Annotated in this window: 24 protein-coding genes; 14 read left to right on the top strand and 10 right to left on the bottom strand. The window is 60.4% G+C overall.

What is annotated here, in order from left to right:
* Positions 1-3 precede the first annotated feature (3 nt).
* From AAF739_06125 to AAF739_06145, 5 genes are all read right to left on the bottom strand, one after another.
* Positions 4-960 (bottom strand): alpha/beta hydrolase, encoded by a 957-nt coding sequence (locus tag AAF739_06125; GenBank protein MEM6382234.1) that lies wholly within the window; start codon positions 958-960, stop codon positions 4-6.
* A 196-nt stretch (positions 961-1,156) separates the two neighbouring features.
* Positions 1,157-1,939 (bottom strand): AraC family transcriptional regulator, encoded by a 783-nt coding sequence (locus AAF739_06130; GenBank protein ID MEM6382235.1) that lies wholly within the window; start codon positions 1,937-1,939, stop codon positions 1,157-1,159.
* Positions 1,940-2,035: 96 nt separating this feature from the next.
* Positions 2,036-2,794 carry a Bax inhibitor-1/YccA family protein gene (locus AAF739_06135; protein MEM6382236.1) on the bottom strand — a complete coding sequence of 253 codons (759 nt, stop codon included), beginning with the start codon at positions 2,792-2,794 and terminating at the stop codon, positions 2,036-2,038.
* A gap of 253 nt (positions 2,795-3,047) precedes the next feature.
* Complete coding sequence (locus AAF739_06140; GenBank protein ID MEM6382237.1) at positions 3,048-3,590, bottom strand: septation protein IspZ; 543 nt, start codon at positions 3,588-3,590, stop codon at positions 3,048-3,050.
* A gap of 99 nt (positions 3,591-3,689) precedes the next feature.
* Positions 3,690-4,061, bottom strand: a complete 372-nt coding sequence (locus AAF739_06145; protein MEM6382238.1) for a helix-turn-helix domain-containing protein — start codon at positions 4,059-4,061, stop codon at positions 3,690-3,692.
* A gap of 159 nt (positions 4,062-4,220) precedes the next feature.
* On the opposite strand from AAF739_06145, the gene AAF739_06150 reads away from it, so the two are divergent.
* Positions 4,221-4,937: a glutathione binding-like protein gene (locus AAF739_06150; protein MEM6382239.1), complete on the top strand. Its 717-nt coding sequence runs from the start codon at positions 4,221-4,223 to the stop codon at positions 4,935-4,937.
* A gap of 42 nt (positions 4,938-4,979) precedes the next feature.
* On the opposite strand, the gene AAF739_06155 is transcribed toward AAF739_06150, so the two are convergent.
* The 3 genes from AAF739_06155 to AAF739_06165 all read right to left on the bottom strand — a co-directional run bounded on the left by AAF739_06155 (position 4,980) and on the right by AAF739_06165 (position 10,870).
* Positions 4,980-7,418, bottom strand: a complete 2,439-nt coding sequence (locus tag AAF739_06155; GenBank protein MEM6382240.1) for a mechanosensitive ion channel domain-containing protein — start codon at positions 7,416-7,418, stop codon at positions 4,980-4,982.
* A gap of 126 nt (positions 7,419-7,544) precedes the next feature.
* Positions 7,545-10,151: an ABC transporter permease gene (locus AAF739_06160; protein MEM6382241.1), complete on the bottom strand. Its 2,607-nt coding sequence runs from the start codon at positions 10,149-10,151 to the stop codon at positions 7,545-7,547.
* On the bottom strand, positions 10,151-10,870 hold the full coding sequence (locus AAF739_06165; GenBank protein MEM6382242.1) for an ABC transporter ATP-binding protein: 720 nt from the start codon (positions 10,868-10,870) through the stop codon (positions 10,151-10,153). Before AAF739_06165 ends, AAF739_06160 begins: the two co-directional genes overlap by 1 nt.
* A 169-nt stretch (positions 10,871-11,039) precedes the next feature.
* On the opposite strand from AAF739_06165, the gene AAF739_06170 reads away from it, so the two are divergent.
* Genes AAF739_06170 through AAF739_06185 form a run of 4 tightly spaced genes read left to right on the top strand, consistent with a single transcriptional unit; the run spans position 11,040 to position 13,827 of the window.
* Positions 11,040-11,648 (top strand): arylesterase, encoded by a 609-nt coding sequence (locus AAF739_06170; GenBank protein ID MEM6382243.1) that lies wholly within the window; start codon positions 11,040-11,042, stop codon positions 11,646-11,648.
* Between the two features lie 33 nt (positions 11,649-11,681).
* On the top strand, positions 11,682-12,731 hold the full coding sequence (locus AAF739_06175; GenBank protein MEM6382244.1) for an aldo/keto reductase: 1,050 nt from the start codon (positions 11,682-11,684) through the stop codon (positions 12,729-12,731).
* A gap of 42 nt (positions 12,732-12,773) precedes the next feature.
* Positions 12,774-13,361, top strand: a complete 588-nt coding sequence (locus tag AAF739_06180) for a helix-turn-helix domain-containing protein (protein ID MEM6382245.1) — start codon at positions 12,774-12,776, stop codon at positions 13,359-13,361.
* Between the two features lie 10 nt (positions 13,362-13,371).
* Positions 13,372-13,827, top strand: a complete 456-nt coding sequence (locus AAF739_06185; protein ID MEM6382246.1) for a GNAT family N-acetyltransferase — start codon at positions 13,372-13,374, stop codon at positions 13,825-13,827.
* A gap of 41 nt (positions 13,828-13,868) precedes the next feature.
* Here the strand turns inward: AAF739_06185 and fsa are convergent, their stop codons facing one another.
* Entirely contained in the window at positions 13,869-14,525 is a 657-nt protein-coding gene (fsa, locus tag AAF739_06190; GenBank protein MEM6382247.1) for a fructose-6-phosphate aldolase, read from the bottom strand.
* 82 nt (positions 14,526-14,607) lie between these two features.
* Between fsa and AAF739_06195 the strand changes: the two genes are divergently transcribed.
* The 8 genes from AAF739_06195 (at position 14,608) to AAF739_06230 (ending at position 23,075) form a co-directional block, all read left to right on the top strand.
* Entirely contained in the window at positions 14,608-16,824 is a 2,217-nt protein-coding gene (locus AAF739_06195; GenBank protein ID MEM6382248.1) for a primosomal protein N', read from the top strand.
* A 213-nt stretch (positions 16,825-17,037) separates the two neighbouring features.
* Positions 17,038-17,412, top strand: a complete 375-nt coding sequence (locus AAF739_06200; GenBank protein ID MEM6382249.1) for a DUF4345 family protein — start codon at positions 17,038-17,040, stop codon at positions 17,410-17,412.
* A 220-nt stretch (positions 17,413-17,632) separates the two neighbouring features.
* Positions 17,633-18,190 (top strand): F0F1 ATP synthase subunit delta, encoded by a 558-nt coding sequence (locus AAF739_06205; protein MEM6382250.1) that lies wholly within the window; start codon positions 17,633-17,635, stop codon positions 18,188-18,190.
* Positions 18,190-19,719: a F0F1 ATP synthase subunit alpha gene (atpA, locus tag AAF739_06210; GenBank protein MEM6382251.1), complete on the top strand. Its 1,530-nt coding sequence runs from the start codon at positions 18,190-18,192 to the stop codon at positions 19,717-19,719. The genes AAF739_06205 and atpA overlap by 1 nt, the downstream gene beginning before the upstream one ends.
* 39 nt (positions 19,720-19,758) lie before the next feature.
* A complete protein-coding gene (locus AAF739_06215) occupies positions 19,759-20,631 on the top strand; it encodes a F0F1 ATP synthase subunit gamma (protein MEM6382252.1) in 873 nt (290 codons plus the stop codon).
* A 52-nt stretch (positions 20,632-20,683) separates the two neighbouring features.
* The gene (gene atpD / locus AAF739_06220) at positions 20,684-22,102 is read left to right on the top strand and encodes a F0F1 ATP synthase subunit beta (protein ID MEM6382253.1); all 1,419 of its coding nucleotides are present in this window, start codon (positions 20,684-20,686) and stop codon (positions 22,100-22,102) included.
* 18 nt (positions 22,103-22,120) lie between these two features.
* Positions 22,121-22,519, top strand: coding sequence for a F0F1 ATP synthase subunit epsilon (locus AAF739_06225; protein MEM6382254.1), 399 nt, complete (start codon positions 22,121-22,123; stop codon positions 22,517-22,519).
* Between the two features lie 121 nt (positions 22,520-22,640).
* Complete coding sequence (locus tag AAF739_06230; GenBank protein ID MEM6382255.1) at positions 22,641-23,075, top strand: ion channel; 435 nt, start codon at positions 22,641-22,643, stop codon at positions 23,073-23,075.
* 28 nt (positions 23,076-23,103) lie between these two features.
* On the opposite strand, the gene AAF739_06235 is transcribed toward AAF739_06230, so the two are convergent.
* Positions 23,104-23,769, bottom strand: coding sequence for an AraC family transcriptional regulator (locus AAF739_06235; protein MEM6382256.1), 666 nt, complete (start codon positions 23,767-23,769; stop codon positions 23,104-23,106).
* 164 nt (positions 23,770-23,933) lie between these two features.
* Here AAF739_06235 and AAF739_06240 point away from each other — a divergent pair, with 164 nt between their 5' ends.
* A complete protein-coding gene (locus AAF739_06240) occupies positions 23,934-24,470 on the top strand; it encodes a peroxiredoxin-like family protein (protein ID MEM6382257.1) in 537 nt (178 codons plus the stop codon).
* Positions 24,471-24,501 lie beyond the last annotated feature (31 nt).

The following is a 24,501-nucleotide window of genomic DNA, read 5'->3' on the forward strand; positions in this document are numbered from 1 at the left end:
GGGTCAGGAAGCGAAGTGCGCGGCCATCGTGTCCGCCGCGCGTGTGACGTCTTCGGGATTGTCGTAGAAGTCGAACTGGGTGACGTCTTCGAGCCATTCGAGTGTCGCGTCGCCTCCGAACCCGCCGAGGAAGTCGCGCACACCTTGCGGGATCGCAGCCGCTTCGGAGTGGACGATAGCAAGCGGCTTATCGAGCGCCGCGCCGTGGTCGGCGGGGTGATAGGTCAGCCAACCTTCCCAGCTCGAGTTGTTCCACTGGTTGTCGTACTGGGGGATCGCGCCGCGATCGGCTTCGTAATAATAGCCGCCGATCGGCATCAGTACGCCTTCAGCACCTTCCGGTCCCGCGGCAGGAATGATCTGGCCACCAGCTTCCTCAGCCGCCCGGCCCATGGCGATCAGGTTCTGGACACCCTCTTCGCCACCGTAGACGGCATTGACGAGCCCTTCGTTCTGCAGCCACGGCGCGACGAGCCCAACACGCTGGATGAGATCGTTGCTCGACGCAGCATCGACCATGTAACCGGCGGAAGCACAGATACCGAGCCCATTGATGTTGGAAGCGTCGACTTCGGGGAGCGTCGCAGAGAACGCGATCGCGGCCTCAATGTCGGCAATCTTCGCCTGAGGATTTTCTTCGAAGCGGATGCCCTGCGGCAGATCACCGGACTGGCCCCAGCCGCGGAAATCGAAGGTCACGGCTGCGAAACCGCGCGCCGCCATTTCGCGGGCGTAGGTGGCGGGCATCTGCTGCTGGACGGAGGTCCAGGCACCGGTGACGATCACGGTCGGCAGGGCCGAGCCATCATGATCGGCCGGCAGATAAAGCGTGCCTGCCATTGCCGCACCCTCGCTTTCAAAGGCGAACGTACGGGTCTGGATGTCAGAGGCCAGCGCAGTTGAGGCCATCAGAGTGGATGCGATGGCGGCGGTTGCGAGGGTCGTGGTCGTCTTGGTCATGGGACTGTCTCCTGGGTTGGCAGCGGCGGGCGGGGTGCCCGGTGCCTGCTGCGATGAGGAGACAATGACCGATGGGACGCTCGCCCACAGGTGTCATTCTTGCGCTCGTATGGGCAATTCTTGCGGAGATGATGAGCCGATGCTCAACAACAAGATGCAAATTCGAGTGCAAAGGATCCGGATTACCGATCTGGCTCTACCCGTTCCGCCAGGCCCCAGCCGTGACACCCATCGCCCGCTTGAAGTGCTTTCCAAACCGGCTGGTGTCGTCATAGCCGACCCTGAGCGCGATCTCGCTCACCGGCAGCTGTGTCGTGTTGAGGAGAACCCCCGCGACGCGCATCCTTTCGCCGATCACATATTGCAGCGGTGATTGGCCAAGCGCTTTCTTGAAGGCGCGTGCAAAATGAAACGCGCTCACCGCCGCCTCGCCCGCCAGCGTTTCAAGCGATACATCGTCAGCGAGGTGATCGTGGATATAGGCAACCGCCCGCCGCAGCCGTGCATCATCGAGCGCCTGCACTTCGGCAGAAACGGTCTGGACAATCTGCGCGACATGGGCCGCCAGCGCGCGCTGCATAGTCTCCCGGTAAAGGGCGTTCGGCGCTTCCCCAAGCGCAGGCGCTTGCAAGCTCATCTGCAACAAGAGCGGATCAAGCGTTCCGATTTGCGGCGCGACGGCGTCGGCACCCTCAAGCCCAACTTCGCGTAAAAGCTGGTCCTCAAGACCAACAGCCAGGAAGCTGTGGTCGTTCTCGTACAAGCACAGACCTTCCGCGCCCGCCGGCAGAACGAAGCCCTGATTGGCCGATAGGGGTTGCGCGGTTGGCCGATCGCTCCCAAGCGCAAACCGGTGTTCAGGCTGGTCGGTGAGGAAGATGCCGACCGTCAAACGGTCGAGTGCAAAGGCACCGCCCCCCGCCGGTGTTTCCAGACGGTTCGCCGCAACAGGGGGTGATTTCGACTTCTGGCCAGCCATCAGCTTCAAGGGTTAGGGCATTACCAACAAAAAACGCCCCGGCGGGCTGGAACCCACCGGGGCGCATTTATTTGCGCAAGTTTGGCGTGCGAAAACCTATTCGCGGTTGCCGAACAGCTGCAGCAACATGATGAACATGTTGATGAAGTTCAGGTAAAGGCTCAAAGCGCCCATGATGGCCTTCTTGCCCATGGTTTCGGCGCCATCGCCCTCATAGTACATCGTCTTGATGCGCTGCGTGTCGTAGGCGGTGAGGCCGGCGAACACGAGAACACCGATCACCGAAATGGCGAACTGAAGCGCGGACGAGCCAAGGAAGATGTTCACCACCGAAGCGATGACAACGCCGATCAGACCCATGAACAGGAACGAGCCCCAGCCCGACAGGTCTTTCTTGGTGGTATAACCCCAAAGGCTCAGCGCACCGAAGGCAGCCGAGGTGATGAAGAAGACGCGCGTGATCGATTCCGCCGTGTACACGAGGAAGATCGACGACAGCGATGCGCCCATGATCGCGGCAAACAGCCAAAATGTAATCTGGGCTGCTGACACACTCATCGCCTGAATACGGAAGCTCAGGAAAAAGACGGCACCAAGCGGCGCAAGCATAATTACCCAGCGCAGGGGCGACGTGTAGATCGCTTCCCCGATGCCAGTCAGACCGACAATGTCGCCTGACGCGTCCTGAACGACGGCGAGCTGGAACAGACCCATCGCGGCGATGCCGGTGATGGCAAGGCCCAGGGCCATGTAGTTGTAGACCTTCAGCATGTAGGCGCGAAGGCCTTCATCAATGCCTGCGGCTGTCTGTGCGCCTGCTTGGGGCGCGTAACCGTCGCGAAGCGGGTTGTTCATGTGTTTGTCTCCAAATGGTCGAAAACGGCCAAAAAGACCGCAGAATCCCATGCTCTGCGGGAATTGATACTGAATATGGATATGAATGGCGACTTTCTCAAGAGAAATCGGACGGTAAACGCTCCGTTCCATGAGAAAAGACTAATGCAAAGTGACGCGCTGCGGCTTTGAAGGAGGACCTTAGGATCGACGGAACAGCAAGGGGTGATCTTTCGGACGCCTCTTCTGCAATCGATCTGTGAAAGATTGTCGCTCAAATAGGCTCGTCCTCCACCCAATACCATTCAGCAATCCACCGCGTTGCAAGGTAAATCAACCCGAAGAGCGCAGGGTCGGACGCCACATTGTAGATGGCCCAGTGGTCCGTCGAAAGCACACGCCTTGCGACTTCATTGGCAAAGGCTGAGAATACTGAAATGCTGATCCATGCGGCGTGCAGAACCGGCCAACCGGCTTCTTTAATCTGCAAGCGATACCCCAGCGTCCGCTGCAACAGGCTGGGCCGCGCGAAAGCACCGACGGCCAAAATACCGGCGAAGGCCAGCGCACCAACGGTCGGGCGGACGAGGACGAACGTCTCATCGTTCAGCGCCAGCCCAAAAGCCGTCAACACGACAGCAAGAACGAGCGTCGAAACCGCAAGCCAAGGGATTGAGCCATCCCAGCGCCACCGCAACGCAACCGCCACCGCGGTAGCCACAACGGTGACCGCCGCGGCCCATAGAAGCCCACCGTAGGCATTCCCGGCAAGGAAGGCGATTCCGGGCAAAAACTCGAGAACAAGGCGACGATCCATCCGGGTAGAGTTAGGGGCACCACATAGCCGCGAACAAGCTAGGACTAGCCCTTCCCGCTATCTTCCTGCTCACACGAGGGCGCTTCCGCGAAGCAAGCCTCAGCTACGGACAGACTGATCGGGCTGCCCCTCTGACCACGCCTTCAGCGTCTCGAGGACCCCAAGCGCAGTCCGCCCATAAGCCGTAATGCGGTACTGAATGGCCAGGGGTGCCGTTGAAACGACCTCTCGAACGATCAGCCCATGATCCTGCAAATGGGTGAGCCGGTCGGACAGCATCTTCTTGCTCGCTCCATTGATCATGCGGGCGAGGTCGTTGAAGCGGACGGGCGTATCCTTGAGATGCCATAGTATGGAGCCGGTCCATTTCCCGCCAAGGATGCGCATGCCCTGTTCGATGGCGCAGGGTGTCTCGCAGGGTTCGCTGACGAGCCGGCGGCCCTTGGGGTCCTGTGAAACACTCGCCCGCATTTTCGGCATGCTCCCTATTTCGGCGCCGTTGTCCCCGCGCGAAACCAAACGCGCACTCGATCGGGAGGCTTCAGGTTACAAAAAGTATACTGGTTGCTTTTGGTTATCACACAACGCAGGGTCCGCAAACCGCGCTCTAGCGCAATGGAGACTGCCTTCATGACCACGCCAGACATTCATCTTTTTACCGCGGCGACGATGAACGGCTACAAGCCCGTCATCTTCCTCGAAGAAGCCGGTGAGCCCTACGATCTCACATTCATTGACTTCGCCCGGAAAGAGCAAAAAGCGCCTGACTATCTCAAGCTCAATCCCAATGGCCGTATCCCGACCATCATCGATCGCGCCAACGACGGTTTCGTCGTGTTCGAGAGCGGGGCAATTCTCTGGTATCTCGCCGAAAAGTTCGGCAGGTTCCTGCCGACCAACCCAAAGGCACGATCCGAAACATTGCAATGGCTGATGTTTCAGATGGGGGGAATCGGCCCAATGATGGGCCAGGCGATGTATTTCCAGCGCATCGCGGCACCCAATGGGGAAACCAATCCCTTCGCGATCAAACGCTATGTCGACGAGAGCCGGCGCCTGTTGGAAGTGCTCGATACACGGCTCGCGGGCCGCGAATGGCTCGCCGCGGAGGCCTACACCATCGCCGACATGGCCACCTACCCGTGGGCGCGCGCCCATGTCTGGGCGAAAGTGTCCATCGATGGGCTCGACAATCTCAAGACCTGGTTCGACCGAATGGACGCCCGCCCGATGGTCCGCAAGGCGTTGACCATCCCGAAGGCTCAGCCCGCCTTCTGGGGCGACGCCGACGAAAGCGCGTTCCTTAAGGAGAAGGCCGAGCGCTTCGCTTCAGACGTCAAGGCGTAGACGGGCTCAAGCCGAGAGGCGACAGAGCTTGGCGGCCAGACCTCAGTGTTCCTCAAGCTCGTTGGGCAGATCCTGCTGCTCGTCTTTCTGCTCGTCCTGCCGCTTGGATCGCCTGCGACGGCGCGTCGGGGTAGCCTTCTCTGGCGCCCGGCCCTTGGGCTCTTGCGTGTTCGGCTCTTCAGTCTGGGGCTGCTCGGTCTTGGGCTCCTCAGTTTTGGGCTCCTCAGTTTTGGGCTCCTCAGTCTTGGGCCCAGGCAGCGCCGGAGGCGGTGGGTAGACCATTTGCCGATGCGGAAACGGTATCTCGATATCGCGCTCATCGAAGATCTCTTTGACGAGCTGCGTATACTCTCGACCAACGCCCCATTGCTGACCCGGCTTCGTGCGGATGCGCGCGCGAACATTGACCGAACTGTCCGCAAGCGCTGTCACGCCGTGCATCTCAAAATCCCCGATAACCTGTTTGCCGAATTCGCCAGCCTTAAGCCGGTCAAAGGCATCGTGCATCGCCTGCTTAACGGCCGGGATGTTCTCCTTGTAGGCCACCCCGATCTCGGCAACGTGAAAGGCGAACTTCCGCATGAAATTGGAGACGGTATCGACCGACGAGAACGGCACGATGTGATAGGTGCCGTTGATGTCGCGGATGCCAACCGACCGGATGGTCAGCTTCTCCACACCTCCGGTTATCCCACCCACGGTGATGACATCGCCTTCGTTGATGGCGTTATCAAGCTGGATGAAGATACCGGTGATGATGTCCTGAACGAGCTTCTGTGAACCAAAGCCGATTGCGAGGCCGATAACACCGGCACCGGCCAGCAGCGGTGCGATATCGATGCCCAACTGAGATAGCGCGGTCATGGTCCCGAAGATGAACAATGCCACCGTGAAGGCGTTGCGGAACAATGCGAGCAGTGTTCGGGATCGGGCGCTGACATTCCGGCCCTCGAGATCGAGCGACAGACGATTGTCGATCCACGATGTTAGCGTCGCCCAAACGAGCACGATCAGCGCGACAATCATAAACGCGCTCGCCAGGCGCCATATGATGTCCGAACCGGTGGGACTGGCGACCCAGGAGCCCACGTCCACGATCTGCCATGCGTCCACAATGAAACCGAGTGCCACGATAACAAGGCCGACAGAAAACAGGCGCAGCACGGACGGCACGAAAGCGTCAAGACGAACCTTGAGCTCCGGGAGCGCAGACTGCAGTGCCCTTGGAACGGGCGCGCCAGCGGTTGACGCACGGTTCTTGAAACGGAAGGCCAGCACCAGAATGCCGCCGGCGATAACCGTCTTGAGCGTTGCAAGGCCAACCAGATCGGCCATCAGGCTGGGCCGAGTGATCGCAATAAAATAAGCGAACGCGACATACAGATAAGCAAGCCACGGCCAAACCTTGTGCCACGCGGACAAGGACGCTTGTGCCGTGGCCTCGGACGCGGCGGCAGCTATTTCACCGGCATCTGCATTCTCATCGGGCTGGCGCTCGGCAAGCCTCTTCCGCTCGACTTCCAGCCGCTCCTCTTGGATCATCTTGGCAACGCGATGAATGGTCCAGACAGCTAACAGGGCTGCCAACGTGACGATTGTCGCCCGCAAAGAACGTCCAACCAGAAAGGAAAACCACAAATTTGCGATTGGCACCGCCGCCGAAACACCGAAAGCGAGCAGATAGCTGAGCGTTTTCACCCTGCGGTAGATGAACGATTGAACCGCACCGGAAAAATTGAAGATTGCCTGTTCCGGTCGATCGGGGAGAACGAAGATACGGATGGCTATCCGGGCAAGGCCAGCGACGAGAAACGCGTTGAGAAACAGCGTCTGTTCGACCGCGAGGGTCCCGCCCCCAAAAACTGTGATCGCGAGAGCGTAACCGACGGTATAGGCCAGCGCGACCGACAAGCTGTCCGCAAACGCATTGATGACCACCGTGATAACGGTGATCCAGGCACCTCTGCCCGGGGGCGCTTGGTTCCGCGCTATGCGAGAGATCAGGCTTGTCAGAGCCCAAAACAGCATCAAGGTGGCCACAATCGTGGCGGCCAACGGCGGACCATTGGTCAGGATCCGCTGTTGCCTTTGTTCGCTCAAACCACTTGCAAGCGAGCTGATTCCGGAGAGATCACGCCAAAGGCGCCCAATGGTCGAGTACATGCCCTCGACGGCTCTCTGTGTCAGTTCGGCGACTTGGCGGGCGAAGCTGGGAGGCTCCGACGGCGGTATGTCCGAAGCAGCTGCGTCTGCACCCGGCGCTTCACCGGCTTCAATCGCCTCCAACTGCTCGATCAGGGCGTTGCGCTGCTCCTCATCGCGCAGCACATCAAGCAGCCCTTCTAGCGCGGCGGCACCCCCATCCGCTTCCGTCGCCTGGGCGTCCTGGTTGGGCGTGAAGGGCGTTTGGGCCTGGGCCGATCCCAGAGGTACAAGCAAAGCCAGCGCAAGCAAGACGAGGGGGAAAATTCGCTCAATCATCGCACAATCAGTGGTCGTTTGGGCACGCGCCCGGTTTCACGGCGGCGTCACACATCTTCTGGCGGTTATAACCAGATCGTCAAACTTGGGACACTTATGTTTCGAAGCGGTTTCCGCAGTCTGCCGTCACAGATGACGCAAAACGGGGGCAGGCTTCTGTCCGAGTATCTGCCATGTGCCAATCAAGCCAAGGCCAACGGTCAGGACAAGGGCAACCCCAACAGCTCCAAACGCCACCGAGGGAAGGAACGTGAAGCCGGCGCTCATCACATATTCGAGCACAGCAAACGCTGCCAATGTTCCCGCGGCGAGGCCGAACGCCGCCGCCGCGACCCCGAGCAAGGCATACTCGATCAAAAACGCCGCCAGGATACGCCCGCGCGTCGCGCCGAGCGTTTTGAGGATAACCGCATCATACAGCCGATGACGGTGGCCGGCTGCGAGCGCGCCCGCCAGCACCAAGATGGACGCGATCAGAGTGACCGACGCAGCACCTCGCACGGCGAGCGCAAGGTCTTCGACCAGATCGTTGACAGCATCGAGCGCGTCGGAAATCCGCACGGACGTGATCCCGGGGAAATTCGCCGTGATCTGCCGCAGAAGGCTCAACTCGACCTCGTCTGTTGGCTGCTCAGGATAGGTGATCGTGGCCAAATGCGCGTGGGGCGCTCCCGCAAAAGTGTTTGGTGTGAAGACCATCGCGAAGTTGATCGCCAGCGACTCCCATTCGACATCGCGGAAGTTTGCGATGCGCGCGGTAATCTCGCGCCCCAGCACGTTGACGGTCAGCAGGTCACCAACCTCGAGGCCAAGCTGGCGGCCTTCCTCATCGATGAACGACACCAACGGTTCACCGGAATAGTCCTCGGGCCACCACTCACCTTCGGTCAGAACGGTCCCTTCAGGTGGGCGTGGCTCGTAGGTGATGCCGCGGTCACCTTGCAGCACCCAGCGCGCCTCAGGTGGCGCTTCATAGTCCTGCGCTGGGATTCCCTTGAGCGAGATCAGACGGCCGCGCAGCATGGGCACTGTCTCAAGGTTCGCCTCGGGCGCCTGAGCATCGATCAACGCCGTGAAGTCGTTGAGTTGGCTGTTCTGGATGTCGAGGAAGAAAAAGCTCGGTGCCACTTCCGGGATTGTGCCGGTCAACTGGCGGCGGAGATTGGAATCAATCAGCGCGAGCGCAACCAGCAGCGTCAGACCCAGCCCCAGCGAGAGGATCACAGATGGCGTCAACGCGCCCGGTCGGTGAATATTGCCCACCGCAAGGCGCGTGGCGGTGGACTTGGGACGCGGTGCGCGTTTTGCGAGCGCCATGACGGCCCACCCCACAAGCCTCAAGACGAGGAAGCTGGCGCCTGCCGCCGCCAGGTAGATCGCCGCAATGAACCGGCTGTCCGAAACAAGGAACGCGACGACGCCCAAGCCGATCATCGCTGCCCCGGCCCATGCAATGTAAAAAAGGCGCGGGAAGCGGCGGCTCTTGCCAAAGATGTCGCGGAACAGAGCGGTGGCAGGCACATCGCGGACGGTGCCCAACGGCCACATGGAGAACGCTAGGGCGACAAGGATGCCATACAGCGCGGCAAGCCCAAGCGCGCCCGGATAGAGCTGCGTTTCAAGCGCCACCGGCAGAACGCCGCCGAACACCGCCTGCACCACAAACGGCACCGACGCGCCTACGACCAAGCCGATCACAATGCCGAGGCAGGCAATAGCCATGACCTGGAAGAACTGCACCTTGAAGACGAACGGCCCCTCGGCACCAAGGGATTTGTAAGTCGCGATGACCTTCCGCTTGCCATCGACGAAAGCGCGCACGGCATTGGCAACGCCAACACCGCCGACAACCAGTGCGGTCAGACCAACAAGCGTCAGAAACTGGGCAAACTGATCGATGGCCGTTGAAAGTCGCGGGCTTGCCTCGGTCCTGTCGCGGATCTGCCAACCTGCATCGGGAAAGGCGGACAGAACAGACGCTTCAAAGGTGTCCAGCTCGGCTTCCGTCAGCGGCTCCGGCCATGCGAGCGTGTATTCCCATTCAACCAGCGAGCCGGGTTGTACAAGTTCGGTCGCGTCGAGCCCTTCCGCTGAAATCATGGCGCGGGGGCCGAATCCGAAGCCCGATGACAGCCGATCAGGTTCGTTTTCGATGATGCCGCGAAGCTCAAAGCCGTGTTCACCGACGCGGATTGTCTCACCGACCTGCAGATCAAGGCGCGCGGCAAGCGTGCTCTCGGCGAGAAGTCCGAAGACGCCATCACGCTCGGCGAGTGCGTCGTGCAGATCGGTCCGCAACACACCGCTTCCGTCATCAAAGGTTAGCTCAGACACCAATGGATAGGGTGCGCCGACCGATTTGATTTCCACGACCGTCTGGTTTTGTTCATCAGCGGAGCGCGCCATGCCGCGCAGATCACCGACGGTGATCATTTGTGCGCCCTGACCTTCAAGAAACGCCTGTTCTTCCGGGCTGACCTCACGTTGCAACAATTCAAGCTGAACGTCGCCGCCCAAAATGGCCCGCCCTTCATTAGCAAGGCCACCGGTCATCGACTGGGCCAAAGCATTGACGCCAGCGATCGACGCAACGCCGAGGGCGATACACGCAAGAAAGATGAAGAAGCCGCGCAATCCGCCGCGCAGTTCGCGCATGGCGTAGATGAGGCTCAACGTCCACGTGCAGCCCGCTCCGGATCGGGAGGGGCTGTCGGAAATCGTGAGGTCAGCCATTATTCCGCAGCCTCGCGCAGCGGCTCGGCATGCTCTTCTTCCACCACTCTGCCAGCGTCGATGCGGATCATGCGATCGCACCGCTCAGCCAGGGCAACGTCGTGTGTGACCAATATCAGCGTCGTACCACGGGTCCCTGGCGCATCGAACAGAAGGTCAGCGATCTGCCGACCCGTTGATCCATCGAGGTTTCCGGTGGGCTCATCCGCCACCAGGATGGTCGGTCTCGGCGCCAGAGCGCGGGCAACGGCGACGCGCTGCTGTTCGCCCCCGGACAATTGCGTCGGGTAGTGCGCGGTGCGACTACCGAGCCCAACCGCTTCGAGTTCGGCTTTTGCCCGCCCGAACGGGTCTTCCTGCCCGGCCAATTCCAGCGGCACGGCAACATTTTCGAGCGCGGTCATAGTCGGAATGAGATGGAAAGACTGAAAGACTATGCCGATCTCCCGGCCACGGAAAGCCGCAAGCTGGTCTTCTGTCATTCCTGTCAAATCAGCATCGCCCACCTTCACCGTCCCCGAGGTAGGCCGTTCAAGTCCCGCAAGCACCATCAGCAAAGTGGACTTGCCCGAGCCGGATGGGCCAACGATGCCCACTGACATGCCCTTTTCGACGCCCAAAGTCGCGCCTTTGAGAATATGAACCCGGGCCGCGCCTTGCCCGAGTGAAAGGTGAACATCGTCGAGTGTGATGATGGGTTGGGGGGAGGTATCTGCCACGGAGTGGTCCAATCGATCTGGAAAAGGGCTGCTAGCCGCCTTACGTGCGGCATTCGGTGTCCGATCAAATAGGAACGCAACTGCGATGGACCAACACCCTTGGCAAATGGCGCACAAAATTGGTGCACGATTGGGCGCTTCCCTTAAGCGGGCCCTCCCGCTTTTGATCATGGTGCCGCTGGCATTGGCTGCGGCAAAGCCCGCAAGCGCAGAGCCAATCACCATCCTTGCCTTGGGCGACAGCCTGACCGCCGGGTATGGGCTATCACCCGGCCAGGGGTTTCCCGCAAGGCTTGAAGCAGCCCTCCAGAGGGAAGGCTATGAGGTCCGCGTGCTGGATGCAGGGGTTTCCGGCGACACAACCTCCGGCGGGCTTTCGCGGCTTGACTGGTCGCTCGATCCTGAGACCGATGCGGTCATCGTGGAACTTGGCGGCAACGATGCCCTTCGCGGGATCAGCCCGGAAATTTCGGAACAGGCGCTTGATGGCATCCTTTCCAACCTGACGGACCGCGGTCTGCCAACCCTTTTGGCCGGCATGCTCGCGCCGCCCAACATGGGCGCAAGCTATGGTGAGGCGTTCAACGGCATCTACCCACGGCTCGCGGAGACCTACGATGTGGTCTTCTACCCGTTCTTTCTTGATGGCGTCGCTGGCGAGCCATCACTCAACTTGCCCGACGGAATTCACCCGACGGCGGAAGGCATTGACTTGATTGTGTCCCGCATCCTGCCGTACGTCGAGGACTTGATCGCGCGCGTTCCCACTTCCGGCTGACGCGCTTCAGCACCAACATCAAAGGATTTTCCCATGGAAAAGCGCCCCTTGGGACGCACCGGCATGGATGTGTCGGTTATCTGCCTTGGCACCATGACCTGGGGCCAGCAGAATACCGAAGCCGAAGGCCACGAGCAGATGGACTATGCCCTCGATCAGGGCATCAACTTCTTCGACACCGCTGAATTGTATGCCATTCCGCCTAAGCCGGACACGCAAGGGTCGACCGAAACCATCATCGGCACCTGGTTCAACAGCCGGAAGAACCGCGACAAGGTTATTCTTGCCACCAAAGTGGTCGGCGCGACCTCCATGACCTGGTTTTCCCCAAACAAGGACGAACCAAGCATGCCAACCCGCGCTCGCGTGATGGACGCGGTAGACGCTTCGCTCAAGCGGCTACAGACCGATTATATAGATCTCTACCAGCTACACTGGCCCGGCCGACCATTCTCCGTGTTCGGCACCCACCCGCTTGTGTGGGAGCCAACCGAAGGCGACGAAACCCCCATCGAGGAAACCCTCGACGCGTTTGATGAGGTCGTCAAATCCGGCAAGGTTCGGGCGATCGGCCTTTCGAACGAAAGCGCCTGGGGCACGATGAAATGGCTGCATGGCGCCGAAACAAAGGGCCAGGCCCGCGTCGCCTCGATCCAGAACGCCTACAACATTGTCAACCGCACCTATGAGATCAACATGGCAGAGGTCGGAATGCGTGAGGATGTCGGTCTGCTCGCCTACTCGCCGCTTGGTCAGGGTTATCTCTCTGGCAAGTACCGCAACGGAGCGGAGCCCGCTGGTGCCCGTCGCACGCTGTTCGGCCGCATGGGCCGCTACGAGAGCGAAGGTTGTACAGCGGCGATCGAAGACTTCCTGACCCTGTGCGATGAACGCGGGCTCGACTATTCGCAGACCGCGATCCGCTTCATCACGTCAAAACCGTTCGTTGCCTCCTCGATCATCGGAGCAACCTCGATGGAGCAGCTCAAACACGATATTGCATCGTGGGAGATGGCGTGGCCGGACGATCTTGATGAGGCCATCAATGCGCTGCATCTCAAACGTCCGAACACGAGCACCTGAGCAGCGCTTGACTTAGGGTCAAGAGTCCACAATAGTGTTCAGATGAGCACTTTAGTGGATACCCATCAGGAGGCGATTGCGCGCCGGGTGCAGCTCGAGCGGAAGGCGCGGGGCTGGTCGATGACGGAACTCGCGGCACGGTCAGATGTGTCGAAGGCTGCGATCTCAAAGATCGAACGCGGCGAGATGAGCCCGACGGCCAGCGTTCTGGTGCGGCTTGCGCACGCCTTCGATCTGACGCTCGCGGGCCTTCTGATGCGCGCCGAGCAAAATAGCGGGTCCGTACAACGGGCAGCAGATCAACCGCTTTGGGAAGACCCTGAATCGCATTATGTCCGTCGCCAGGTCTTTCGCGCGACGGACAACCCGGTGGAGCTGGCTCGCATCTATCTGCCGCCCCAGACCCGGGTCACCATTCCATCAACAGCCTTCAACGGCATCAAAGAAGCCATCCACGTTATCGATGGGACTTTGACGCTTACCTTCTCCGGCGAAACGGTGTCCCTGGAGGCTGGCGATAGCATTGGAATCAGCAAGACGGCCGACGTCACCTTTGAAAACGCTGGAAGCGTCAGTTGCTCCTATATCGTTGCTTTGGCGCGCCACGTACCGCCCATGGACGGCTTCTGAGGCCGACCCCATGCATATCGACCTGGGCGATCTCGACCATCCTGATGTCATTGAGCTGCTGAAGTTTCACCTTGAAACCAACATGGCCGTGACCCCGCCACAAAGCGTACACGCGCTCGATCTTGGGGCCCTGAAAGCGCCATCCATCCGCTTTTTTGCCGGGTGGGAGGGCGACAGCTTGCTGTCGATAGGCGCCTGGAAACGGCACGATGCGACGCTGGGCGAGATCAAGTCGATGCGGACAGCCGAAGTGCATCGGGCAAAGGGGCTTGGCGCGCAGATGCTCCACCACATTATCGAAGACGCCAAAGCGCACGCGGTGTCACGCTTGTCGCTTGAAACCGGATCGTTTGACTATTTCGAACCCGCTCGCCGCCTCTATGAGAAAAGCGGCTTCTCCTATTGCGAACCCTTCGCGGATTACCGGCTCGACCCCAACTCGATGTACATGACCAAGCTGCTTTAGGCGGGTCCAGTTAGCGCCGACCGGTATGAACCCTACAACGCCTATAAGATGCTTTGACCAGTCTTGGCCCAATCGGCCATGAAGCTGTCGATCCCCTTGTCGGTGAGCGGATGCTTGGCAAGGCCCTTGAGGACCCCCGGTGGGATGGTCGCGACATCAGCGCCAGCCATCGCCGATTGCTTGACATGGTTGGGCGTCCGGATCGAAGCGGCCAAGATTTCCGTCGTGAGCGCAGGATAGTTGTCGTAGATGACGCGTATCTCTTCGATCAGCTCCATGCCGTCGATATTGATGTCATCAAGCCGGCCAATGAACGGCGAGATAAACGTCGCGCCGCACTTGGCAGCGAGCAACGCCTGATTGGCCGAAAAACACAAGGTGACGTTGACCATGGTGCCTTCGCCGGTCAGCGCTTTGCAGGCTTTGAGACCATCGATGGTGAGCGGAACCTTCACCGTGACATTGCTCGCGATCTTCGCCAGTTCCTTGCCTTCGGTGATCATACCCTCGGCATCAAGCGCGGTGACCTCGGCAGAGACCGGGCCGTCAACCAGGGCGCAAATCTCTGCGATCACCTCTTTGAAATCGCGCCCAGATTTCGCAATCAGTGACGGGTTGGTCGTCACGCCATCAAGTAGTCCGATGGCATTGAGTTCGGCGATATCGTCAACATCTGCGGTATCAACGAAAAATTTCATTCGGTCACTCCTCCCGCGCCCCGGTGCCAATCAAGACCCCGATGGGTTGTTGTGTGTTTGCGCGGTCGTCTAACGTTTTTGCATGTCGCCGTCATCCCCAAACGCACCTTCCGATTCGCCACATGGTTTCCAAGCCGGAGATCTGGTGGGCGTCATGGTGCCGGCTCCCATGCCAAGCGCGCTGACCTACACCGTTGCACCGGGCCAAACGATACGTGCGGGCTCGATTGTCAAAGTGCCGCTCGGCACCCGCCAGGTTTTGGGCATCGTTTGGGGCGCCTCCACAGCTGATGGAAACGCCAAACGTCTCAAGCCGATCACCGACGTCATGGATGCACCGCCCATCCGCGCACCTTTGCGCGCCTTTGTCGACTGGGTTGCCGACTGGACCTTGTCTGCGCCCGGAATGGTCGCGCGCATGGTCACGCGCGGCGAAGAGCTGATGCAGCGTGAACCGCCCGTCGCCGCCGTGCGGCGGTGCGGCGCCGATCCCGAGAAAATGACCGTTGCGCGCCAGAAGGTTTTGGAGGTTGCAAAGCCTGGCGAAGCGTTCACCAAGGTCGGTCTGGCCGATCTGGCCGGCGTTTCGGTTGCCGTCATTGATGGCCTGGTGCGAACTGGCACGCTCGAAAAGCTGATGCTGCAACGCGAGCCGGGGCGCATCGAACCTGACCCTGACTTCGACCCCCGCACGCTGACCACCGGGCAGGCCGACGCGGTTGATGCGCTGATTTCAAACGCAGGCAAGGTGAAGGCCCCCATTACCCTGCTGGAGGGCGTCACAGGTTCGGGAAAGACCGAGGTCTACTTCGAAGCCGTTGCGGACGCGTTGCGGCGCGGCAAGCAGGCGCTCATTCTGCTACCAGAAATCGCCCTGACCCAATCGTTGCTCGATCGCTTTGCCGAACGCTTCGGGGCCCTACCGGGCGAATGGCACTCAGGGATAACGCCCAAGGCGCGCCGCCAATGCTGGCGCGGCACGGCCGAAGGCAAGGTGAAGGTCGTCATCGGCGCACGCTCGGCGCTTTATCTGCCGTTTGCCGATCTCGGGCTTATCATCGTCGATGAGGAGCACGAAGCCGCCTACAAGCAGGAAGAATGGGTCAGCTACAACGCCCGCGACATGGCCATCGTGCGGGCGCGCACCGAGGGCGCCCACATTGTATTGGCATCGGCGACGCCTTCGGTCGAGACACGGATGAACGCCCAGGCGGGGCGCTATCAACATCTTATGCTACCCGCGCGCTACGCCGCGCGCCCGCTGCCCTCGCTTTCGGCCATCGATATGCGCCGGACGCCGCCCGAACGCGGAACCTGGCTCGCCCCGCCGCTTATCGAGGCGGTCCACGATACCCTCGACCGGGGTGAGCAGAGCTTGTTGTTTCTCAACCGGCGCGGGTATGCCCCCCTCACGCTTTGCCGCAACTGCGGACACCGGTTCGAGTGCGTCATGTGCTCAGCATGGCTGGTTCAACACCGCTTCACGAGCACACTCAATTGTCACCATTGCGGCCATGTTGAGCGGGTGCCGGAGGCTTGCCCCGAATGCGGAGCTGAAGGCAGCCTTGTTGCGTCCGGTCCGGGTGTTGAGCGTATCGCCGAGGAAGTCGCCACGCGCTTTCCTGATGCGCGGACGCTTGTCCTGTCCTCAGACATGATGGGTGGGCCGAAACGCCTGAAGATGGAGCTTGAGGCCGTCGCCAACGGCGAGGTCGACATCATCGTCGGCACCCAGCTCGTGGCAAAAGGGCACAACTTTCCCGGCCTGACGCTTGTCGGCGTGATCGATGCCGATGTCGGCTTCGGACAGGGCGATCCGCGCGCTGCCGAGCGCACCTTCCAGCTTCTTACCCAGGTGACAGGACGGGCGGGGCGAGCGGAAAAACCCGGCATCGGCCTTATCCAGACCTATATGCCCGAACACCCTGTACTCGGCGCTCTGCTCGCTCATGATACCGAGCGCTTTTACAGCCTGGAAGAAGAAGCAAGGCGGCGCGCGCATCTGCCGCCATTTGTTCGCTTCGTTGCGGTCATCGCGTCGGGCACGGATGCGGGTGCCGCCAAGGCCTACGCGCAGCACCTGAAATCTGTCGCGCCGCCGTCGGAAAGCATTGATGTTCTTGGCCCAGTCGACGCGCCCCTCGCCTTGCTGCGGGGGCGGCATCGCCAACGGCTCCTGGTGCGTGGTCCGCGGGGGAGGCAAACCCAAGCCTATGTCCGCCAGTGGCTGAGTTTGGCCGACAAGACGCGCGGTGACCTGCGCGTGGACGTCGATGTCGATCCGCAGAGCTTCGTTTAGCAACGCCCATCGACGGCAGGGAAGCCAAGCGTCGCTTGGTCGTGCCTGCCAAAGTGAGTGAACCGATACGCACGGCATTGCGTATTCTCGACCAAATGCGGCGCATCGGGTTCCGCATACGCCGGCGATCCCCAATATCCGGCCTCCCCCCAATCCGCAGACCCGCCACGCAGGAAACGCCGTGGCGGGTCCCAGGTGCTCTACGGTCGCCCAATGGAACTACTCATAATATCCGTGAATGTGCTGGCCGCCATTGCCACCATCATCCTGGGTCTGTTTGGTTGGTTGCGTCCTGATTTCACGATGGACTTGCTTGGTCTGAAATCCACCGACGAGACGGGTCTTGGGAAATCCGAAATCCGCGCGGCATCTGGCGCACTTTGGGTGGGCGTTGGGGTCGCATCGCTTGTTTTGTTTTCGCCCACCGCTTTCTTGATGCTCGCTGCAGTTTGGGGCGGCGGAGCGATCGGTCGGCTGACCGCGATCGTTGTCGATGGGGCCAACAAGGGGCAGCCCGTCGTTTTCTTCATCGTTGAAGCCGCTTTCGCCGTGGTCTTGGTCGCGCTCAACCTGCCGGCACTGACCTAACGGCCCGCATCCGCTGCTGCGCACAAAAAACGGTATCAGTTTGCCCTTTAGGCTTGGTTGCGCACCCCCATTGTCCGTGATAGTTCCCTCTCCGATATCGGAGACGCGGGCTTCATCTCCGGGCCAAAGCCCTCCGAAAGTATCGTAAGATCAACTGCTTAGCGACTTCAGACTGAAAAGTCTGCAGCGCGGCATAGACAGACAAACCGCAGGGGCTGCCTTGTCGTCTCCTTCCTTGACTTCTGGCGTTTCCGGCCGTTACGCGGCCGCGCTTTTTGAGCTTGCCGATGGTGCCAACGCCATAGACACGGTGGAATCCGATCTGACCTCGCTTCAGGCGATGCTCGACGACAGCACCGATCTCCGCCGTTTGGTGGATAGCCCGGCTTTTTCGACCGACGATCAGGCCAGCGCTATGGCTGCGGTGCTCGACAAAGCCGGCATTAAAGATCTGACGGCCCAGTTTATCGGCGTTGTGGCAACCAACCGACGTTTGTTCGCACTACCCGGTATGATCAAGGCCTTCCGCGCAATGGCCGCCGACAAGCGCGGTGAGATTGCGGCGTCAGTAACGTCTGCGGTCGCTCTGAGCGATGCGCAGCGCGACGAATTGACCAAAGCATTGAAAGAGAAATTGGGGTCAAACGTGGCCCTTGAAGAAACTGTTGATCCAGAAATCCTCGGCGGCCTCGTCGTCAAGGTTGGCTCGCGCATGATCGACACCTCGCTTAAAACCAAATTGAACGCACTCAAATACGCTATGAAAGAGGCTGGCTGATGGAACTTCGCGCCGCTGAAATTTCTGCGATCCTGAAAGAGCAGATCGCAAGCTTTGGCCAAGAGGCCGAAGTCACCGAAGTGGGCTCCGTGCTCTCGGTCGGCGACGGTATCGCCCGGGTCTACGGCCTCGATCAGGTCCAGGCCGGTGAGATGGTGGAATTCCCCGGCGGCGTTCAGGGCATGGCGCTCAACCTTGAGAGTGACAATGTCGGCGTCGTGCTGTTTGGCGACGACCGCGCCATCAAAGAGGGCGACACGGTCAAGCGGACCGGCAACATCGTTGAGGTGCCGACCGGCAAAGGCCTGCTGGGTCGCGTGGTCGATGCGCTCGGCAACCCGATCGACGGCAAGGGCCCGATCGAAGGCGCCGAAATGCGCCAAGTCGACGTTAAGGCGCCGGGCATCATTCCGCGCAAATCGGTGCATGAGCCGATGTCGACGGGTCTTAAAGCCGTCGATGCGCTTATCCCTATTGGTCGCGGTCAGCGCGAACTGATCATTGGCGACCGCCAGACAGGTAAGACTGCCATCATCCTCGACACCTTCCTCAACCAGAAACCGCTGCATGAGGGCGATGACGAGAACCAAAAGCTCTACTGCGTCTACGTCGCCGTCGGCCAGAAGCGTTCGACGGTCGCGCAGTTCGTGAAGGTCCTCGAAGAGCGCGGCGCGCTGGAATATTCCGTCGTCATTGCGGCAACCGCCTCTGACCCTGCACCCATGCAGTTCATCGCACCGTTCGCCGGCTGCGCCATGGGCGAGTATTTCCGTGACAATGGTATGCATGCCGTGATCGCGTATGACGATTTGTCCAAGCAGGCCGTTGCTTACCGGCAGATGTCGCTCCTGCTCCGCCGTCCTCCCGGGCGTGAAGCGTTCCCCGGCGACGTGTTCTATCTCCACTCGCGCCTGCTTGAGCGCGCTGCGAAGATGAACGACGATTTCAAGGCGGGCTCGCTGACAGCGCTGCCAGTGATTGAAACCCAAGGTAACGATGTGTCGGCCTTTATTCCGACAAACGTGATTTCGATTACCGACGGTCAGATCTTCTTGGAGTCCGACCTGTTCTTCCAGGGCATCCGCCCGGCCGTGAACGTCGGCCTGTCGGTGTCGCGTGTCGGCTCGTCGGCGCAGATCAAGGCAATGAAACAGGTTGCCGGCCCGATTAAGGGTGAGTTGGCGCAGTATCGCGAAATGGCGGCGTTCGCGCAGTTCGGCTCCGACCTTGATGCCACCACGCAGCGCCTCCTGGCCCGCGGTGCGCGCTTGACCGAATTGCTCAAGCAGCCGCAGTTCTCGCCGCTGAAGACCGAGGAGCAAGTTGCTGTGATCTTCGCCGGCGTGAACGGCTTCCTCGACAGTGTGGATGTTGCGCAGGTTGGTGACTTTGAACAGAAGTTCCTGCTTTTGATGCGCGATAAGCATGTCGACGTGCTCAACACCATTCGCGACGAGCAGAAACTGTCGGATGATATGGACGCCAAGCTGCGTTCGATCCTCGACGATTTCGTCAAAAGCTTCGCTTAAGGCCGCGTGCGACACGTTTTCGGGAGGCCCTAAGCCGCCATGCCATCGTTGAAGGACCTGCGCAATCGCATCTCGACCGTCACGGCGACGCGCAAGATCACCAAAGCCATGCAGATGGTTGCCGCCGCAAAGCTGCGGCGTGCGCAAACATCCGCAGAAGCGGCCCGCCCCTACGCGGATAAGATGAGCGCTGTGCTTTCAAACCTGGCCGCTGGCCAGATGTCGGGCGGCGGCGAAGGTGCTTCCCCGCTTATCGCTGGCACCGGCTCTGACAAGGTCCACTTGCTCGTTGTTGCGACGGCTGAACGCGGGTTGTGTGGCGGTTTCAACTCTTCCATCGTTCGTCTTGCCCGGCAGCACGCGCGGCGCTTGCTTGATGACGGCAAGGACGTGAAAATCTTGACCGTTGGGAAGAAGGGCTACGATCAGCTCAAACGGGACATGGGCTCGAAGATCGAAGACACGATCGAGTTCCGCTCTGTGAAGTCCATCGGGTACGCCCAAGCCGAGGAAGTCTCCGACAAAATTATGGAGATGTTCGAAGCGGGCGAATTTGATGTCTGCACACTGTTCTATGCGGCCTTCAAATCGGTCATCCAGCAGGTGCCCACAGCGCAGCAGCTGATCCCGGCAGAGTTCGAACCCAATGAAGACCCGGTTTTCTACGAGTATGAGCCCGATGAGAATGCTATTCTCGATGATTTGTTGCCGCGCAATCTGACGGTGCAGATCTTCAAGGGTCTTCTGGAAAACGCTGCCTCCGAACAAGGTGCGCGTATGGCCGCGATGGACAACGCGACACGCAACGCGGGCGAGATGATCGATGCTTTGACGCTGAGCTACAATCGCCAGCGCCAGGCACAGATTACCAAAGAGCTGATTGAAATCATTTCGGGCGCCGAGGCGCTCTAGGGAACATGGAAGGCGCTCCGGCGCTTGAAAACAGGACTGAGTGGAGCAACCCATGGCAGACGCAACAGGGCGCGTATATCAGGTGATCGGGGCCGTCGTGGACGTGCAGTTCGACGGCGAATTACCGCCGATCCTGAACGCGCTGGAAACCGACAATAATGGCAACCGCCTTGTGCTTGAGGTCGCCCAGCACCTTGGCGAGAATGCGGTCCGCTGTATCGCGATGGACACCTCCGAGGGCCTCGTTCGTGGCCAGCCGGTCAAGGACATCGGCTCCCCGATCCAGATGCCCGTGGGCGACGGCACCCTTGGTCGCATCATGAACGTCATTGGCGAGCCGATCGATGATGCCGGCGACGTTGTCCACGAGACGGTTCGGCCCATTCACGCGCCGGCGCCGTCCTTTGCCGAGCAGTCGACGGAAGCTGAAATTCTCGTCACCGGAATCAAGGTCGTCGACCTTCTCGCGCCATACGCCCGCGGCGGTAAGATCGGCCTGTTTGGCGGTGCCGGCGTCGGCAAGACCGTGCTCATTCAGGAACTGATCAACAACGTCGCGAAAGCGCACGGTGGTTACTCGGTGTTCGCCGGGGTTGGCGAACGCACCCGTGAGGGCAACGACCTCTACTGGGAGATGATCGAATCGGGCGTGAATAAGGAAGGCGGCGGCGAAGGCTCCAAGGCTGCCCTTGTGTTTGGCCAGATGAACGAGCCTCCTGGAGCGCGCGCACGTGTGGCCCTTTCGGGTCTCACGATCGCCGAACACTTCCGCGATGAAGGCCAGGACGTGCTGTTCTTCGTCGACAACATTTTCCGCTTCACGCAAGCGGGCTCTGAGGTGTCCGCGCTTCTGGGCCGTATTCCGTCCGCTGTGGGCTATCAGCCGACGCTCGCAACCGACATGGGCGCCCTTCAGGAGCGCATCACCACCACGACCAAGGGCTCGGTGACCTCGGTGCAGGCGATTTACGTGCCCGCCGACGACCTTACCGACCCAGCGCCGGCGACCTCGTTTGCCCACTTGGACGCGACGACGGTGTTGAACCGCGCGATCTCCGAAAAAGGCATCTATCCAGCGGTGGACCCGCTCGATTCGACCTCGCGCATGCTCGATCCACAGATCATCGGGCAAGAACACTACGAAGTGGCGCGTCAGGTTCAGGAAACGCTGCAGCGCTACAAGTCGCTGCAGGATATCATTGCCATTCTGGGCATGGATGAACTGTCCGAAGAGGATAAGCTGACGGTGGCCCGCGCCCGCAAGATCGAGCGGTTCCTGTCGCAGCCCTTCTTCGTCGCTGAGGTGTTTACCGGCTCGCCCGGCATCTTCGTTTCGCTCGAAGACACCATCCGCTCCTTCAAGGCGGTGGTCGAAGGCGAGTATGATCACCTGCCGGAAGCCGCCTTCTACATGGTGGGCACCATCGATGATGCCGTTGCCAAGGCGCAGAAGCTCGCCGAAGCGGCTTAAGGCAGGAAACGCAAGCTGATGGCTGATCCTTTTGCTTTTGAACTGGTCTCACCCGAGAAACAGCTTGCTTCGGGCGAGGCGACCCAGGTTGTCGTGCCCGGCGCTGAAGGGCAGTTCACGGTGCTGGCCAACCACGCACCGTTTCTGTCGACGCTCAAGCCTGGCATCCTTGAGGTCACGATGGCCGATGGGTCATCGGACCGCATCTTCGTGCGTGGCGGCTTTGCGGACGCCAACCCTGAGGGCCTGACGCTGCTTGCCGAAGAAGCTCAGCGCGTTGCGGACATGGACATGGCATCGCTCGACCAAGCGATCCAGGACGCCAAGGAAGACGTTGCCGACGCGACCGATGATGAGAAAAAGGCCGCTGCAGCACTCAAGCTTGCTCAGCTCGAAGAGGTCAAAGCAGTTCTCTAGAACGCCTCTCGGAACAGGTCCCGCAACAGGAGCCCGTCCCTTAGTATAAGTGGGGCGGGCTTTTTTCATTTTTCTCAGCATCGAGGTTGAAGCCGTCGCAACGGATGCGCATCATCGCGATATGGTTTCACAACTCACCTTTGGAACGTTCATCACCTTGGTGTCCCTTTTGAGCGGTGCCGTGCTGTGGTGGGGTTTCTCCAATGCGCTGGATCGTATCCAGCCATGGTTCGTGCGCCCGCCCTATGCACGAAAGTCGCTGCTGGTCATCATGCTTGTGATCATCTGCACCATGCTCATGATGACACTCGGTGTCTGGCTGTGGGCGATCGCGTTCCAAGCGATCGACGTGTTCGCAACCCTTGAGGAAGCGGTGTTCTTCTCGCTGGTCGCGTACACAACGCTGGGCCTGGGCGATGTGCACATACCCCTTGAGCACCGGCTGCTGGGTGGCATGGCCGGTGCAAACGGCTTCCTGATGTTCGGATTGATGACGGCCATGCTGACCGACACCCTGCGCCATGTTCGGCGGGTTCAGCATCATTTGGACGACTAATTCGGTCGAGGACGCGCTCCGCTGGCGCCTAGGCGCCGACCCGCGGCCGCTGATCAATCGGCGACACGCCAAACTGCTTCTTGAAAGCACGCCCGAAGCCGTCCGGGGAACCGTAGCCATAGCGTCGTGCGACCGCCTCCACCCGATCGCCCTTCGAAACATCCTGCCAAGCCAGCGTCAGCCGCCAGCGGCGCAGATAGGACGCGGGAGACTCGCCGACCAGCTGAGGAAACAGCACCGCGAAGCGGCTCAGCGAAAGCCCGGCGATCGCGGCAAGATCACCATTACGCCACAACCGTCCTGGCTCGTCGTGCATCGCGACGATCGCCCGGCTGATCCTCGGATCGGCGAGCCCCGCCAGCAGCCCCGCTTGCGTGCTGCCCCGCTCGATCTGCGCGCGCAGCAGACGCACAATCAGGACCTCCCCAAGCCTGTTGATCACCCCGCCCGAGCCACATCGCTGGGCGGTAAGTTCCGCGTTCAGCAGGGCAATCAACCCGCGCATCTCGCTATCGTGTTGCAGATCGAAGATGCTCTCCTGCGGCAGCGCCGCCAGAAGTGGGTTGGCCTCGCCACCCCATTCAACGCTCGCCGCAAACAAATTGTCTTCGAACCCCGAGCCGAAGGTGGGCGAGCCAAGCGGCCGGAAATAGACCTGCTGGGCTTGCCCGGTTTCATCGGCCAAAACGACCAAACAGGCCGCCTCATGGGATGCGGGCCGCACTTGCATAGCGAAGTGGTCAATCAAAGTGGTGAGGCGGTCAAACGGGGCCATATGATAGTCTACGTCGGATTTTCTGTCTTTTTTATGCTGTAGCATCTGCTATCAGCGATCAACAGCCAATGAAAGGATACCCGATGCTGCTTCCCCGCCAGAAGACACCAGACCTTGCCTTGCCGACGTTGGACCACGGCGCGTTCGATCTCAGCTCCGAGTCCGCCGAACGCGGCACCGTGATCTGTTTCTATCGCGGCCTGCACTGCCCGATCTGCGCCACCTACCTCAAGGAGTTCGAAAACCAGGTCGACGCGTTCGCCGAGCGCGGCGTTGCGACCATCGCCATCAGCTCAGACGGGGAGGATCGAACCCGCCAAATGCAGCAGAAGATCGAAGCGTCAAAGTTGCGGTTCGGCTGCGATCTGTCCTTGGAGAAGGCGCGCGAGTGGGGGCTCTATATCTCCACCTCTCGCGGCAAGACATCCATCGGCATCGAGGAGCCAGCGCTGTTCTCCGAGCCCGGCCTGTTTATGGTTACGCCCCAACAGACGTTGTATTACGCGTCTGTTCAAACCATGCCGTTCGTGCGGCCGCACTTTAAAGAGTTGGTGGCTGCCCTCGATTTCGCCATTGCCAAGGATTACCCGGCGCGCGGCGAATATACCGGCGCCGTTTAACCAGTAACAGGCACCCCCCACCCCCCCCCCC

The organism is Pseudomonadota bacterium (genome assembly GCA_039024915.1).
In the GTDB taxonomy this organism is placed as follows: domain Bacteria; phylum Pseudomonadota; class Alphaproteobacteria; order Rhizobiales; family MH13; genus MH13.

Bases quoted from the DNA above. Each gene is read 5' to 3' on its own strand.
- AAF739_06125 (MEM6382234.1), bottom strand. From the start codon at position 960: ATGACCAAGACGACCACGACCCTCGCAACCGCCGCCATCGCATCCACT.
- AAF739_06130 (MEM6382235.1), bottom strand. From the start codon at position 1,939: ATGGCTGGCCAGAAGTCGAAATCACCCCCTGTTGCGGCGAACCGTCTG.
- AAF739_06135 (MEM6382236.1), bottom strand. From the start codon at position 2,794: ATGAACAACCCGCTTCGCGACGGTTACGCGCCCCAAGCAGGCGCACAG.
- AAF739_06140 (MEM6382237.1), bottom strand. From the start codon at position 3,590: ATGGATCGTCGCCTTGTTCTCGAGTTTTTGCCCGGAATCGCCTTCCTT.
- AAF739_06145 (MEM6382238.1), bottom strand. From the start codon at position 4,061: ATGCGGGCGAGTGTTTCACAGGACCCCAAGGGCCGCCGGCTCGTCAGC.
- AAF739_06150 (MEM6382239.1), top strand. From the start codon at position 4,221: ATGACCACGCCAGACATTCATCTTTTTACCGCGGCGACGATGAACGGC.
- AAF739_06155 (MEM6382240.1), bottom strand. From the start codon at position 7,418: ATGATTGAGCGAATTTTCCCCCTCGTCTTGCTTGCGCTGGCTTTGCTT.
- AAF739_06160 (MEM6382241.1), bottom strand. From the start codon at position 10,151: ATGGCTGACCTCACGATTTCCGACAGCCCCTCCCGATCCGGAGCGGGC.
- AAF739_06170 (MEM6382243.1), top strand. From the start codon at position 11,040: ATGGTGCCGCTGGCATTGGCTGCGGCAAAGCCCGCAAGCGCAGAGCCA.
- AAF739_06175 (MEM6382244.1), top strand. From the start codon at position 11,682: ATGGAAAAGCGCCCCTTGGGACGCACCGGCATGGATGTGTCGGTTATC.
- AAF739_06180 (MEM6382245.1), top strand. From the start codon at position 12,774: ATGAGCACTTTAGTGGATACCCATCAGGAGGCGATTGCGCGCCGGGTG.
- AAF739_06185 (MEM6382246.1), top strand. From the start codon at position 13,372: ATGCATATCGACCTGGGCGATCTCGACCATCCTGATGTCATTGAGCTG.
- fsa (MEM6382247.1), bottom strand. From the start codon at position 14,525: ATGAAATTTTTCGTTGATACCGCAGATGTTGACGATATCGCCGAACTC.
- AAF739_06195 (MEM6382248.1), top strand. From the start codon at position 14,608: ATGTCGCCGTCATCCCCAAACGCACCTTCCGATTCGCCACATGGTTTC.
- AAF739_06200 (MEM6382249.1), top strand. From the start codon at position 17,038: ATGGAACTACTCATAATATCCGTGAATGTGCTGGCCGCCATTGCCACC.
- atpA (MEM6382251.1), top strand. From the start codon at position 18,190: ATGGAACTTCGCGCCGCTGAAATTTCTGCGATCCTGAAAGAGCAGATC.
- AAF739_06215 (MEM6382252.1), top strand. From the start codon at position 19,759: ATGCCATCGTTGAAGGACCTGCGCAATCGCATCTCGACCGTCACGGCG.
- atpD (MEM6382253.1), top strand. From the start codon at position 20,684: ATGGCAGACGCAACAGGGCGCGTATATCAGGTGATCGGGGCCGTCGTG.
- AAF739_06225 (MEM6382254.1), top strand. From the start codon at position 22,121: ATGGCTGATCCTTTTGCTTTTGAACTGGTCTCACCCGAGAAACAGCTT.
- AAF739_06230 (MEM6382255.1), top strand. From the start codon at position 22,641: ATGGTTTCACAACTCACCTTTGGAACGTTCATCACCTTGGTGTCCCTT.
- AAF739_06240 (MEM6382257.1), top strand. From the start codon at position 23,934: ATGCTGCTTCCCCGCCAGAAGACACCAGACCTTGCCTTGCCGACGTTG.